This is a genomic window from Gracilibacillus boraciitolerans JCM 21714 (assembly GCF_000521485.1).
GTDB classification, from domain to species: domain Bacteria; phylum Bacillota; class Bacilli; order Bacillales; family Amphibacillaceae; genus Gracilibacillus; species Gracilibacillus boraciitolerans.
Genome location: NZ_BAVS01000001.1, coordinates 405,117 through 420,356, shown reverse-complemented (window position 1 = coordinate 420,356; position 15,240 = coordinate 405,117). Strand labels below are relative to the sequence as shown.

Genomic DNA, 15,240 nt, shown 5'->3' with positions numbered 1-15,240 from the left:
AAAAGGGAAAGGAGTGCTTTGTTTGAATACAGTAATTGCCTTTATTTTAATGTTTGGCGTGCTCGTTTTTGTTCATGAATTTGGCCATTATTATGTAGCAAAAAGAACAGGGATGCTTGTGAGGGAGTTTGCCATCGGGTTCGGGCCAAAAGTTTTTTCAACCGTAAAGAACGAAACTCTATACACAATCAGATTGCTGCCAATGGGTGGCTATGTTCGAGTGGCAGGGGAAGACCCTGAAATTGTTGATATCAAGCCAGGACAACATATTGGGTTAACTTTTAATGATGCAGGGGGGGAAGTCAATCAGATTATTGTAAACAATAAAGCGAAACACCCTGATGCCTTAGTGATAGAAGTAGAGCATATCGATCTGGATCATGCTCTTATTATTGAGGGATATGAGATAGATGCAGACTCTAAATATTCTTTCCATGTCAATCCAAAAGCCGATTTCATCATGGATGAGAAGTCTACTCAGATAGCACCATATAATCGTCAATTTGCTTCTAAAACTGTTGGACAAAGAGGATTACAATTGTTTGCGGGTCCTTTAATGAATTTTGTATTAACGATTGTTATCTTTATCGTGTTGGCCAATATTCAGGGAGTACCTGTTGAAGATGTTCGAATTGGTTCTGTAGTTGATAATAGTCCTGCATCAGAGGCTGGTTTTCAAGCGAATGATACTGTGTTAAAAATTGAAGATCAAGCTATCAGTGAATGGGAAGAATTTCAGGAAATTGTGCAAGCAAGTCCTGAAGAGTCATTAGAAATGACCGTACTTCGTGGTGATAAGCAAATATCTCTTGAAGTGACGCCAGCGTTAATTGAAACACCTGAACAAGAAATTGGGCAAGTCGGTGTCACATTAGCATTGGAAAAGTCATTTTTGCGATCGATTCCATATAGCTTTGAAGAGACATATCGATGGTCTACCTTAATTCTGACAAATCTAGGTAAATTGGTAACCGGCCAATTCTCTATAGATATGTTATCAGGACCTGTAGGTATCTATGATGCAACAGATCAAGTAGTAAAAACTGGTTTTCTTAACTTTTTAACATGGACCGCTGTACTTAGTGTCAATTTAGGAATTATTAATCTTGTTCCTCTGCCGGCACTTGATGGAGGAAGGTTAATATTCGTAGGGATAGAAGCAGTTAGAGGAAAACCAATCGATCCTCAGAAAGAAGGAGTTGTTCATTTTATTGGTTTTGCTTTATTAATGTTACTGATGATCGTTGTTACTTGGAATGATATTCAACGACTCTTTTTATAATTATTTAGAATCAATGAGGTGAAGCAAGAAGATGAGACAAAGTCAAATGATAATTCCTACGTTAAAAGAAACACCTGCAGATGCTGAAATTAAAAGTCATCAACTCTTAGTAAGAGCAGGATATATTAGACAAACAGTATCCGGTGTGTACAGTTATTTACCTTTGGGTAATAAAGTATTGAAGAACATCGAAAAGATTGTACGCGAAGAAATGGACAAAGCTGGTTCTGTTGAAATGCTAATGCCTGCGTTACAATCTTCTGATTTGTGGAAGCAAACAGGTAGATGGTATAAATTAGGTCCGGAATTAATGCGATTGCATGATCGTCATGATAGAGAATTTGCATTAGGTGCCACTCATGAAGAAGTCATCACCAGTCATCTTCGTGATGAAATAAAAAGTTATAAAAAATTACCATTAAATGTTTATCAAATACAAACTAAATTTCGTGATGAACAACGACCTCGTTTTGGTTTATTAAGAGGTAGAGAATTTGTCATGAAAGATGCCTATTCTTTCCATACTTCTTATCAAAGCCTTGATGAAGCATATGATAAAATGTTTCAGGCATATAAGAATATCTTTAGCCGTTGTGGATTAAATTTTCGAGCTGTCATTGCTGATTCTGGTGCAATGGGAGGAAAAGACACACACGAATTTATGGTGTTATCAGAAATAGGCGAAGATACGATTGCATATTCCAACCAATCTGATTTTGCAGCAAATATTGAAATGGCACCTGTTAGAGTTACTTATGAAGAAAGTAAAGATGGTTTTAAAAAATTAGAATTTATAGATACACCTGGTTATAAAACCATGAATCAAGTTTCAAAGTTTATTGAACAGCCATTGGAGAATGGTATTAAGTCACTTCTCTTTAAAGTGGATGATCGATTTGTACTGGTATTATCACGAGGTGATCATGAAATAAATGATATTAAACTTAAGAATGCCTTAGGTACTTCTGAAGTGGAATTAGCAACGGAAGAACAAATTAAGCAACTATTTAAGGCAGATGCTGGCTCTATTGGTCCTGTTAATGTCCCAGAGGCAATTGAAGTCATTGCTGATTATGCTGTCTCTGTGATGCGAAACGTATATTGTGGTGCAAATCAAACTGACAAGCACTATATAAATGCTAATATCGACCGAGATTTTAAGATTACTTCGTATCAGGATCTGCGCTTTATTCAAGAAGGCGATCCTTCACCAGATGGATTAGGTACCATTAAATTTGCCAAAGGGATAGAAGTAGGTCATGTCTTCAAACTAGGAACATTCTATGCAGAAAAGTTAGGGGCTCAATATTTAAATGAGCAAGGTAAGCAGGAAACGATGATTATGGGATGTTATGGAATTGGTGTATCAAGAACTTTAGCTGCGATCGTTGAACAATATAATGACGAGAATGGCATCAAGTGGCCCGTAGCGATCACTCCGTATCATGTTCACTTAATTACTGTCAATCCAAAAGATAAAGAACAACTGGAGTTATCAGAAAAAATCTATGATCAATTACAAATGGAAAATATTTCTGTTTTGTTTGATGATCGTAAAGAGCGTCCAGGTGTTAAATTTGCAGATAGTGATTTAATTGGCTTGCCTATTCGAATTACAGTAGGAAAGAAAGCATCTGAGGGAATAGTGGAATGTAAGCTAAGAGAGAATGGGGGGGAACAAGAGGATTTCGAAGTAACAAGCATAGTAGAGAAAATAAACTCTTTAATAAAATAGCACAATTCCCTTGTCATTAATCATAGGCAAGGGAATTATCTTTATCCATTATAAAACTAGCAGTTGCTTTCTATGAAAATGTCGTTATAGTTAAAAAAGAAAAGTATATTTTTACAATAAGATAAAAAAGCATATAAGCCTGCCGTTGTAGCACATTATTGTAGCAGTCAGATCGGCAGTGTCATTGAATGAATATTTTAAAATATTTAGTAATTACGAAAAGGAGATCGAAAATGAGCATCTCTAAGAAAGAGAAGTTTCAATTGCTACTTGAGCAAATTGGGATAGCGGATGATATGAAAAATAAACACCTTCAAGAAGGTTCCATTGAAAAATTAGAAGTGTATCGTTCCAATCAAGAATGGCATTTTCACTTTTATTTAGAAAAATCGATACCTGCCGATGTGTATCAAGTATTGATCTTGAAATTAACAGAAGCCTTATCATCTATAGCCAAAGTTACATGGACGATAAAGATAGAAGAACCCAGTTTAGAAGAAAACGATTGGAATAATTATTGGACTATTTTCTTGTCCGAACTCACCACAGATTCACCCAAATACCGCACATTTGAAAATAAAAAACCTCTAATTAACGATAATAATATTATGTTAACTATAACTAATCGTATTGAAGAACAATTAAATAAAGACATTCAAGCACGATTTGATCAATTTTGCTTAAAAGTAGGACTTCCACGAAAAGTAATTCAATTGGAAGTCGGAGATCAGCAGGAAGAAATAGAAAAATTTCAACAAGCGAAAGCATTTGAGGATCGAAAAACGGTTGAGGAAGCGTTTAAAGCACAGGAAAAAAGAGCTAAAGAATCAAATCCTGAAATTTCTACTGGACCAGTTCAATTAGGTTATCCAATTAAAGAAATTGCGGTAAGTATGAAAGATATAATTGAGGAAGAAAAGAGCGTAGTTTTCCAAGGCTATGTATTTGATTCTGATATACGTGAATTACGGTCAGGAAGATATTTGTTAGTCCTTAAAGTTACTGACTACACAGACTCTTATCATATTAAAATGTTTTCAAAAGGTGATCAAGATGCTGAAAAATTTAAACAATTAAAGGAAGGTATGTGGATCAAGGCTAAGGGAACGATTCAAACGGATAATTTTTCTAATGAGTTGACCATGATGGCTAGAGATATTCAACAAGTACCTTCGATTACACGAGAAGATCCGGGTTTTCAGGATGAAAAACGTGTGGAATTACATGCCCATACGTTAATGAGTCAAATGGATGCAGTAGTATCTGCATCAAAGCTTGTAGAACAAGCAGGTAAATGGGGACATAAAGCGATTGCGATTACCGATCATGCCGTTGTGCAAGCATATCCTGAAGCATATGCCGCAGGTCAAAAAAGTGGCGTTAAAATTCTTTATGGTGTAGAAGCTAATATTGTCGATGATGGTGTACCAATTGCTTATAATGAAGCAGATCGCGATTTAGCTAATGATACTTATGTAGTATTTGATGTGGAAACAACTGGTTTATCCGCCATATATGACACCATTATTGAGTTAGCAGCTGTAAAAGTTCATAATGGTGAAATAATTGATCGTTTTGAATCTTTTGCTAATCCCCCATCATTCATTATCAGACACCACTATTAATTTAACTGGCATTACGGATGAAATGGTCCAAGATGCCCCCTGAGGTGGGAGATGTACTTAAAGATTTTCAGCAATGGATGGGGGGGAATGCAATTTTAGTTGCACATAACGCCGATTTTGATATGGGTTTCTTAAATGCAGGATTTAATCGAATCGATTATGAAGAAGCAAGTAATCCTGTAATTGATACGTTAGAGTTATCGAGATTACTATTTCCGGAATTAAAAAATCACCGATTAAATACATTGTGTAAGAAACTAGATATCGAATTAACTCAACATCACCGGGCGATTTATGATGCGGAGGCTACGGGCTATTTATTGTGGAAATTTATTAAATTGTCCCTGGAACGCAATATCGTAAATCATAATCAGTTTAATCAACATATGGGGGGGAAGGAAATGCTTATCAACGTTCCAGACCCTTTCATGCTACATTACTGGCTGTAAATCAAGAAGGCTTAAAAAATATATATAAATTAGTATCTATGGCACACATTGATTATTTTTTTCGGGTACCACGTATTCCTAGATCCAAATTACAGCAATTGCGAACTGGCATTTTAGTAGGGTCTGCATGTGATCAGGGTGAGATCTTTGAAACAATGATGCAAAAATCGAAAGAACAAGCAGAGAAAAAGGCAAAATTTTATGATTATATTGAAGTGCAACCACCAAGTAATTTTGTACATCTTTTTGATAGGGAATTGGTTCAAAATGAAGCACAACTTATTGATATTATCCGAAATATTGTTCAATTGGCGGACGATTTAGAGAAGCCGTGTGTTGCGACTGGAAATGTTCATCATTTAGAAGAGAATGATCAACTATATCGTCAGATTCTCATTGCATCTCAGAGTGGGAATCCTCTGAATCGCCAAACCTTACCTAATACCTATTTTCGAACAACTACTGATATGATGGAGGCCTTTGCCTTTTTGGGAGAAGATAAGGCAAAAGAGATTGTAATTACCAATCCTAACCAATTAGCAGATCAAATTGAAGAAGTAAAACCGGTTAAAGATGACTTATATACCCCCCCCAATATTGATGGAGCAGAAGAGGAAATAAGGGAATTAAGCTACAATTTTGCAAAGTCTGTATATGGCGAACCAATACCTGAGATCGTAGAAAAACGAATCGAAAAAGAATTAAAAAGTATTATAGGACATGGATTTGCGGTTATCTATCTCATCTCACAAAAACTAGTAAAAAAATCATTGGATGATGGATATCTTGTAGGATCAAGGGGGTTCTGTTGGTTCTTCTTTGATTGCTACTTTTACAGAAATTACGGAAGTTAATCCTTTGCCACCACATTATGTCTGTCCAGCTTGTCAGCATAGTGAGTTTTTTAATGATGGATCAGTTGGCAGTGGTTTTGACCTGCCAGACAAAAAATGTCCAAAATGTAACGAAGAATTAAAGAAAGATGGACAAGATATACCATTTGAGACTTTTTTGGGTTTCAAAGGTGATAAGGTTCCGGATATTGATTTGAATTTTTCAGGTGAGTATCAGGCAATAGCACATAATTATACAAAAGTATTATTCGGCGAAGACAAGGTATATCGAGCGGGAACAATCGGTACGGTAGCAGATAAAACAGCTTTTGGTTATGCAAAGGGATATGCCAGTGATAAAGAACTAACAATCAAACAGGCAGAAATTGAACGATTGGTTAAAGGATGTACAGGTGCAAAACGTACTACAGGTCAACATCCTGGGGGGGGTATCATAGTTGTTCCTGATGATAAAGAAATCTACGACTTTACACCTATTCAATTTCCGGCTGATGATCGTAATTCTGAATGGAAAACGACTCATTTTGATTTCCACTCCATTCACGATAATTTATTAAAGTTAGATATATTAGGGCACGATGATCCTACAATGATTAGGATGTTACAAGACTTAAGCGGAATAGATCCAGTAAATGTACCGACAGATGATGAAGAAGTAATGAAAATTTTCTCAGGGACCGAAGTTTTAGGCGTTTCTGCTGATCAGATTATGTGCAAAACAGGTACACTAGGTGTTCCGGAATTTGGTACGCGATTTGTTAGACAAATGTTAGAGGATACCAAACCAAAAACGTTTGCTGAATTAGTAATTATTTCTGGATTAAGCCATGGAACAGATGTCTGGCTAGGGAATGCTCAGGAACTTATTAATAAAGGTATTTGTGGTTTGCCTGATGTAATTGGTTGTCGAGATGATATTATGGTTTATTTAATGCATAAAGGTCTGGAAGCATCGTTAGCATTTAAAATTATGGAATTTGTCCGTAAGGGGGAAAGGCCTTGAACCCGAATGGATTGAAGAAATGAAAAAACATGATGTACCTGATTGGTATGTTGATTCCTGTAAAAAAATTAAATATATGTTTCCAAAGGCTCACGCTGCAGCATATGTATTAATGGCCATTCGAATCGCTTATTTTAAAGTTCATTATCCAATCTATTTTTATGCTGCGTATTTTACGGTAAGAGCAGATGATTTTGAATTAGATATAATGGTAAAAGGATCAGAATCTATACGTAATAGAATAAAGGAAATTTTGGATAAAGGTAATGATGCATCACCTAAAGAAAAGAGCTTATTAACTGTTTTGGAGTTAGCGTTAGAAATGAACGAACGGGGGGGTTTGCATTTTCAAAAAGTAGATTTATACAGATCCTCTGCCACTAAATTTTTAGTTGATGGTGATAGCTTAATACCTCCTTTTAATGCGGTAGATGGATTAGGAACCAATGCAGCCATTAATATAGAAAAAGTTCGTAAAGATGGCGAATTTTTATCAAAAGAAGACTTAAGAGAACGAAGTAGAATTTCCAAAACTGTATTAGAGTATTTAGATCAACATGGTTGTTTAGAAGGCATGGCTGATAAAAACCAACTGTCTTTATTTTAATGATATTCAGAATAATTAGCCTGCAGTGAGTTTTTACTTTGTATGCATTTGTATTAAGAATCCATTAAATCCCTTGCATTTTTAGGTTGTTTGTGCTATATTTAGATCAGATTTGATGTGAATGGAAAAGAGTGGGAATCCCCCCCACTCTTTCTTCTTACTTAGTTATTCTTGTAACGATATAGGGTTTTGATAAATCCCTTGCCATTCATGGCAAGGATTTATCATTACATACTTAGAAATGTGTATGGAATATTAAAAACGGGAAATATATCTTAAAGACAATATGGTAGTAAAGGAGGTAATAAAGTGACACAAAAGATTGCAGAAAAAACTTCAGATTTGGCTAAACCTATCTTGGATGAACTTTCTTTAGAACTAGTAGAAGTAGCCTTTGAAAAGGAAGGATCTAATTGGTTCTTACGGGTATATATAGATAAAGAGAACGGTATAGATATTGAGGAATGTGGTCATGTTTCAGAGAAGCTAAGTGAAAAATTAGATGAGCTTGATTTAGTCTCAGAACCTTATTTTCTCGAAGTGTCTTCTCCAGGAGTTGAAAGACCACTTCGAAAAGAAAAGGATTTTGAAAGTAATATAGGCAAGAATATTTATGTGAAATTATATGAGCCTATAGCTGGAGTAAAAGAATTTACAGGAGTATTAATTGACTTTAATGCAGGTGTTGCAAGTATTCGGTATAAGGAGAAAACAAAACAAAAAGAAGTTGAAATTCCGTTCAAGAAGATAGCTAAAGCTCGCTTAGCTGTTACTTTTGATTAAAGGGGGAGAAAGTGTGAATAAAGAATTGTTTGAGGCAATGAATTATTTGGAAAAGGAAAAGGGAATTGATAAAAATGTTTTAATGGAAGCTTTAGAAGCAGCCTCATTTCCGCCTATAAGAAAAATTTTAAATCTGCTACAAATGTAAGGGTAGATTTAAATGAGAAAGCAAGTACGATGGGTGTATTTGCTCAAAAAGAAATTGTAGAAGTAGTAGAAGATTATCAACAGCAAATTTCAATTGGTGAAGCTAACACCATTAATCCAAGCTATGAAATTGGTGATGTATTAGAAATTGAAGTAACCCCAAGAGATTTTGGCCGTATTGCAGCACAAGCTGCAAAGCAAGTTGTGACGCAACGTGTTCGCGAAGCAGAACGTGGCATTATTTTTAATGAGTATATCGATCGTGAAGAAGATATTATGAATGGCACCATCCAACGTATGGATGCAGATTTATTTATGTGAATCTTGGTAAAGTAGAAGCAAAATTGCCTGAATCAGAATGTATGCAAACTGAAACATATCATGTTCATGACCGAATAAAAGTGTTTGTTACAAAAGTAGAAAATACAAATAAAGGTCCAAATATTTTTGTTTCAAGAACACATCCGGGTTTATTGAAACGATTATTTGAAATGGAAGTACCAGAAATTTATGATGGTACTGTAGAAGTTAAATCAGTAGCTCGTGAAGCGGGTGATCGTTCTAAAATTGCAGTACATGCTGAAAATTCTGAGATTGATCCAGTTGGTTCATGTGTGGGTCAAAAAGGCCAACGTGTTCAAACGATTGTTGATGAATTAAAAGGCGAAAAAATTGATATTGTAGAGTGGTCGGAAGATCCGGTAGTATACGTATCAAATGCACTTAGTCCTTCTAAAGTTAGCCAAGTCCTTGTTAACGAAGTAGAAAAAGCGACTACGGTAATTGTCCCAGATTATCAACTTTCCCTTGCTATTGGAAAGCGTGGACAAAATGCTAGACTGGCTGCTAAATTAACGGGTTGGAAAATTGATATTAAAAGCGAAACAGAAGCAAAAGAAGAAGGTCTTGTAACAGAAGAGGACTTGCAAGAGAGTCTGGAAGGTCTTGAATACGAGGATAGCTTAGATTATGAAGAGTCCTACGAGGATATGGATGAAGATCTATTCAAGTAAGGAGGAATTCATATGACTAAAAAGAGAAAAGTCCCATTACGAAAATGCGTAGTAACACAGGAAATGCTGCCTAAACAATCCTTAATTCGAGTGGTAAAAACAAGGGAAGGCGAAGTTTCTGTTGATCCCACAGGCAAAAAAAATGGCCGTGGGGCATATGTTTCTAAAGATATTAAAGTTATCGAACAAGCAGAGAAAAATGGTGCCTTAGAAAAACACCTTGAAATAAAAGTTCCAGAAACGATTTATCAGGAATTAAGAACACTGATTGAAGGCGAATAATATGGAGAATAAGAAATCTTATTTAAATATATTAGGTTTAGCCACTCGTGCTGGGAAATGTACATTTGGTGAAGAATTAATTGTAAAAGAGATTCAGTCAAATAGGGCAAGAATAGTATTAATTGCGAGTGATATAGGAGATCAGACACGGAAAAAATTAACGGATAAATGCAAGTTTTATAAAGTTCCTTTTTTCTTTGTAGATGAGCGTGATATACTATCACAGGCAGTTGGTAAATCAGGTCGTGTAGCAGTATCAATTGATGAGCAAGGATTTGCGATGAAATTGATGGCATTACTTGATGAAAATAATCGGGGGGGTGAACGTATGTCAAAAATACGAGTATATGAATACGCAAAGCAAGTAAATAAATCAAGTAAAGATATTATTAATAAATTAAAAGAAATAGAACTACCTGTATCAAATCACATGTCAACCATTTCAACTGAAATGAAAACAAAGTTGGATCAAATTTTTCAGCCGAAATCGAAAGAACAATCATCAAAAAATCAGAATTCAAATAATCAGCAATCGAAACCAAAACACAATACAAATCAACAAAATAATCAAAAGCAAACGAAAAACAACCAACAAAATAATCAGCAAATAAAATCAGAACAACCAACACAGGAAGTTGAAAAACAGGAGCAAGAACAATTAAAACAAGCTGATAAGATAGTCTATTCTGGGTCATTAACTGTAAGTGAGCTGGCTCAAAAATTAAATAAACAAACTAATGAAATTATTAAAAAACTAATATCTCTTGGTGTGATGGCTACTAAGAATCAAGCTCTTGATCACGATGCGCTGGAGTCAATTTGTGGTGAATATGGTGTGGAAGTCGAACGTGAGGTTGAGGTTGATAAAGCAGATCTTGCAAATTATATAGATGAAGAAGATCCTGAGAAATTGAAAGAACGGCCAGCTGTTGTAACAATTATGGGGGGGCACGTAGACCATGGAAAGACGACATTATTAGATGCGATTCGTCATACTAAAGTTACAGAAGGCGAAGCTGGCGGTATTACACAGCATATTGGTGCTTATCAAGTTAGAGAAAATGATAAAAGAGTGACTTTTCTTGATACACCTGGTCACGCCGCATTTACAAGTATGCGTGCACGTGGTGCTCAAGTTACGGATATTGCAATTTTAGTTGTAGCAGCTGATGATGGTGTAATGCCACAAACTATTGAAGCTATTAATCATGCTAAAGCAGCGGAAGTTCCAATTATTGTTGCCGTTAATAAGATAGATGTGGAAGGTGCTAATCCCGATCGTGTAATGCAAGAATTAACAGAATATCAGTTAGTTCCAGAAGCATGGGGGGGGCGAGACGATTTTCGTGCAATTGTCAGCCTTAAAAGGTGAAGGTATTGATGATTTAATAGAAATGATTTTGCTTGTTGCTGAAGTTGAAGAACTAAAGGCAAATTCAGATCGTTTAGCTAATGGTACTGTAATTGAGGCGCAATTGGATAAAGGTCGTGGCCCTGTTGCATCATTATTGGTGCAGAATGGTACACTAAGAGTAGGCGATCCGATTGTTGTTGGACATACGTTTGGTCGTATTCGTGCTATGGTTAATGATTTAGGTAGACGTATTAAATCAGCAGGTCCTTCAACTCCTGTTGAAATTACAGGCTTAAACGAGGTACCACTAGCTGGTGATTCATTTGTTGTTTTTAAAGACGAAAAACAAGCTCGCCAAATAGGTGAGATGAGACAGCAAAAACAAATTGAAGAAAAGCGTGGAACACAATCGCGTGTTAGCTTAGATGATTTATTTGAACAAATTAAGCAGGGTGATATTAAAGATATCAATGTTATTCTAAAAGGAGACGTTCAAGGTTCTGTAGAAGCACTAGCTGCATCTTTAAAGAAAATAGATGTAGAAGGAGTTAAAGTTAATATCATTCATACTGGTGCTGGAGCTATCACAGAATCAGATGTTATTTTAGCATCTGCATCGAATGCAATTGTTATTGGATTCAATGTAAGACCAGATAATAACGCGAAAAAAGCAGCAGAATCCGAAAAAGTTGATATTCGTTTACATCGAATCATCTATAAAGCGATTGAAGAAGTAGAAGCAGCAATGAAAGGGATGCTAGATCCTGAATTTGAAGAGAAAGTAATCGGTCAGGTTGAAGTGAGAGAAATCTTTAAGGTTTCCAAAATTGGCACAATCGCAGGCGCATATGTAACAGAGGGTAAAGTATCAAGAGATGCAGGCATACGATTAATTCGAGATGGTGTTGTGATTTATGAAGGTGAAATTGATACACTAAAACGTTTTTAAAGACGATGTTAAAGAGGTTGCTCAAAACTATGAGTGTGGGATTACAATTAAAAATTATAATGATATTAAAGAAGGCGACGTAATTGAAGCCTATGTGATGCAGGAAATCGAAGTATAATGGTCACATATGCAGAAGTGGAAATCTTCTTGTATGAATGTCATTCATTAAAGGATAAACGGTCAATACTAAAAAGAATTAAAAATCGATTGCAAAAAGATTTAAATATTGCTCTTTCAGAATTAGACTTTCAAGATTTGTGGCAGCGCACAAAATTTGGAATCGTTACAGTTTCAGAATCGGCAGAAATAGGAGATCAAATTATCCAGCAGGCATTAGAATTGATCGATTTCTTTACTGAAGTAGAAAGAACAGTAACAAATGTCGAAATAAGATAGAGTTGGAAAGAGGTGATACAGATGAGTGAATTACGCTCAAATCGAGTCGCCGAACAAATGAAAAAAGAGCTTGGTGATATTATTTCTCGTAGAATCAAAGATCCACGAGTTGGGTTCGTTACAATTACAGACGTGGAAGTTACAGGAGATTTACAACAAGCAAAAGTATTTATTTCTGTTCTTGGTGATGAAAATAAAAAACAAGATACACTGATTGGTCTTGCTAAAGCAAAGGGATTTATCCGTTCTGAAATAGGTAAAAGAATTCGACTAAGAAAAACACCAGAATTAATGTTTGATTTTGATGATACGATAGAACGAGGAAATCGTATTGAGCATATTTTAAGGGAAATAAATGAATCAGAAGATAAATAGTACTAGAAACCCTTGTAAATACAAGGGTTTTCTGACTGAAATAATCAATAATTTTCAAGTTTTTTTAATGCGTTGGGGGGTTAACTAATGGACGGAATTTTACCATTATGGAAAGAAAAAGGCTTAACATCACATGACTGTGTGATGAAAGTAAGGAAAATTCTTCAAACCAAAAAGGTTGGACATACTGGTACACTTGATCCAGAAGTCGAAGGAGTTTTGCCATTATGTATTGGTGAAGCAACTAAAATTGTTCCGTACCTGCTTAATACTTCTAAAACATATCGGGCGACTGCTTTATTAGGCTATGCCACCGATACAGAGGATCATACAGGTATGAAAAAGGATATAAAAGAGGTAGCTTCAGCACTTCCCACTGAAAAGATTGAACAAGCATTGGCTAGTTTTGAGGGAGAGATTACGCAACAGGTTCCATTATATTCTGCTGTAAAAATCAATGGTAAAAGACTATATGAGTATGCAAGGAATGCGATCCCTGTAGAAAGGCCATATCGACAGATTTATATCCATAATATACGTTTTTTATCGACTACATATGATCATGTAAATAACGAACAGCAAATTGAATTTGATGTTACGTGTTCGAAAGGTACATATATTCGCACACTCTGCGTTGATCTTGGCAAAATGCTTGGTTTTCCTGCCCATATGTTACAATTAATAAGAATAGCTAGTGCCGACTTTTATAAGAGTGATACAATTACCTTAAATAAACTTCAATTATTAAAAAATGAGAATCAGAAAATACCTTTATTATCAATGGATAAAGGTTTAAAACATTTAGACAAATTAGAAGTTGATGAAGAAACGAAACGCAAAGTTCTTTATGGACAAAAGTTACCCAAACCTGACAAACTGCCAAAAACCGACTTTTTCAGGATGGTTTTTGATAATCAACTTTTAGCAATTTATCAATTTCATGATAATCATAAAGAAATAAAACCAGCTCGAGTATTTAGACTTGATGATAGAAAGTAGGTGACATGCAGATGGAAGTACACTCACTTGTGTATCCTCACCAATTAACGAAAGATGAACAACCAAATACTGTTGCAGCTTTTGGCTTTTTTGATGGTGTTCATCAAGGACATAGAACAGTTATCAAAAAGGCGATAACGATTGCTGCAGAATCAAATAAAAAATCAGCTGTTATTACCTTTGATCCTCATCCATCTGTTGTATTACAAAATACGAAGGAAACCATTCGCTATATTACACCGATAGAAGAGAAAATAAAGCAGATAGAATTATTGGGAGTAGACCGACTTTATATTATTCGCTTTGATAAAAACTTAGCAAAGTTATCACCAAAAGAGTTTTTAACACATTTTGCAGATGAATTACATATCACTCATATTGTGGCTGGCTTTGATTTTACATTCGGTCATAAGGGTGCAGGTAATATGGAAAATATTCATGATTTAGTCCATTTAAATACAGAAGTTACAACAATTGGTCGTTTAGATTTTCAAGGAGAGAAAATAAGCTCCACTAGAATTAGAGCCGATTTAAAACGTGGGAAGATGGAAGAAGTGGAAAGATTACTCGGAAGACCATACACGTTAGGTGGGGAAGTCATTCATGGAGATAAACGTGGCAGAACGATCGGTTATCCAACAGCTAATATAAAGATCGAAGACGATTATGTTTTGCCACGTATCGGAGTTTACGCAGTGGAAATAAAAATTGACAATGAAATTTATTCTGGAATGGCTAATATTGGTTATAATCCGACTTTTTAGATGATCGTGAGACGATTAAAATAGAGGTTCATATTTTTGATTTTGATGAAAATATATATGGTGAGAATGTAGTAGTTTATTGGAAAAAATATATCCGTGATGAAGAAAAATTTTCTGACGTGACAGAATTAATCGATAAATTAAAAGATGATGAAGTACAAGTTCGACAATTTTTTTCGATAAATTAAGGAAACCACTTGCATTTCAAGGTGAAAAGTTGTATTGTTTTATTTGGGAACCATCTGCTTGGCAATTTGATTTCTCCGTCGATTGCTAGGGGGATTGGTGTTTCAAGATATTTTTAGGAGGTGAATAGGATGGCTATCACACAAGAGCGTAAAAATGAAATTATTAGTGAATACAAAACACATGAGAACGATACTGGTTCACCAGAAGTTCAAATTGCTGTCCTTACAGAGGATATCAATAATTTGAATAATCACTTACGCATTCATAAAAAAGATCACCACTCACGTCGTGGTCTATTGAAAATGGTAGGTAACGTCGTAACTTGTTAAACTACTTGCGTAATAATGATGTTGCTCGTTATCGTACACTAATTCAACAATTAGGTTTACGTCGATAAACCAAGTTAAAAGCGGGAGTGATCCCGCTTTTTCTGT

General features: G+C 35.3%; 9 protein-coding genes and 5 pseudogenes. All 14 read left to right on the top strand.

Translation table 11 applies throughout. The annotated features are described in order from the left end of the window. The first annotated feature begins 22 nt into the window (after nt 1-22). The 14 genes and pseudogenes from rseP to rpsO all read left to right on the top strand — a co-directional run bounded on the left by rseP (nt 23) and on the right by rpsO (nt 15,203). Nucleotides 23-1,282 carry an RIP metalloprotease RseP gene (gene rseP / locus JCM21714_RS02120; protein ID WP_035721359.1) on the top strand — a complete coding sequence of 420 codons (1,260 nt, stop codon included), beginning with the start codon at nt 23-25 and terminating at the stop codon, nt 1,280-1,282. A 31-nt stretch (nt 1,283-1,313) separates the two neighbouring features. Continuing rightward, nucleotides 1,314-3,017, top strand: coding sequence for a proline--tRNA ligase (locus JCM21714_RS02115; RefSeq protein ID WP_035721356.1), 1,704 nt, complete (start codon nt 1,314-1,316; stop codon nt 3,015-3,017). Nucleotides 3,018-3,250: 233 nt separating this feature from the next. Then, nucleotides 3,251-7,555, top strand: a pseudogene (locus JCM21714_RS22665) (PolC-type DNA polymerase III). Nucleotides 7,556-7,864: 309 nt separating this feature from the next. Further along, the gene (rimP, locus tag JCM21714_RS02105; protein ID WP_035721353.1) at nt 7,865-8,338 is read left to right on the top strand and encodes a ribosome maturation factor RimP; all 474 of its coding nucleotides are present in this window, start codon (nt 7,865-7,867) and stop codon (nt 8,336-8,338) included. 13 nt (nt 8,339-8,351) lie between these two features. Next, nucleotides 8,352-9,498 (top strand): annotated as a pseudogene (gene nusA / locus JCM21714_RS02100) (transcription termination factor NusA). A gap of 12 nt (nt 9,499-9,510) precedes the next feature. After that, complete coding sequence (gene rnpM / locus JCM21714_RS02095) at nt 9,511-9,780, top strand: RNase P modulator RnpM (protein ID WP_035721350.1); 270 nt, start codon at nt 9,511-9,513, stop codon at nt 9,778-9,780. A 1-nt stretch (nt 9,781) separates the two neighbouring features. Further along, nucleotides 9,782-10,048 (top strand): annotated as a pseudogene (locus JCM21714_RS19000) (L7Ae/L30e/S12e/Gadd45 family ribosomal protein); the annotation flags it as partial. A gap of 60 nt (nt 10,049-10,108) precedes the next feature. Next, nucleotides 10,109-12,201, top strand: a pseudogene (infB, locus tag JCM21714_RS02090) (translation initiation factor IF-2). Then, on the top strand, nt 12,201-12,479 hold the full coding sequence (locus JCM21714_RS02085; RefSeq protein ID WP_035721347.1) for a DUF503 domain-containing protein: 279 nt from the start codon (nt 12,201-12,203) through the stop codon (nt 12,477-12,479). Before infB ends, JCM21714_RS02085 begins: the two are co-directional and overlap by 1 nt. 21 nt (nt 12,480-12,500) lie before the next feature. After that, nucleotides 12,501-12,854, top strand: a complete 354-nt coding sequence (gene rbfA, locus JCM21714_RS02080) for a 30S ribosome-binding factor RbfA (RefSeq protein WP_035721344.1) — start codon at nt 12,501-12,503, stop codon at nt 12,852-12,854. Between the two features lie 87 nt (nt 12,855-12,941). Next, nucleotides 12,942-13,853: a tRNA pseudouridine(55) synthase TruB gene (gene truB, locus JCM21714_RS02075; RefSeq protein WP_035721341.1), complete on the top strand. Its 912-nt coding sequence runs from the start codon at nt 12,942-12,944 to the stop codon at nt 13,851-13,853. Nucleotides 13,854-13,864: 11 nt separating this feature from the next. Beyond that, nucleotides 13,865-14,617, top strand: a complete 753-nt coding sequence (gene ribF, locus JCM21714_RS02070; RefSeq protein WP_369403391.1) for a riboflavin biosynthesis protein RibF — start codon at nt 13,865-13,867, stop codon at nt 14,615-14,617. Nucleotides 14,618-14,631: 14 nt separating this feature from the next. Beyond that, entirely contained in the window at nt 14,632-14,805 is a 174-nt protein-coding gene (locus tag JCM21714_RS23480; RefSeq protein ID WP_369403419.1) for a riboflavin kinase, read from the top strand. Nucleotides 14,806-14,934: 129 nt separating this feature from the next. Further along, a pseudogene (gene rpsO, locus JCM21714_RS02065) lies at nt 14,935-15,203 on the top strand (30S ribosomal protein S15). Nucleotides 15,204-15,240 lie beyond the last annotated feature (37 nt).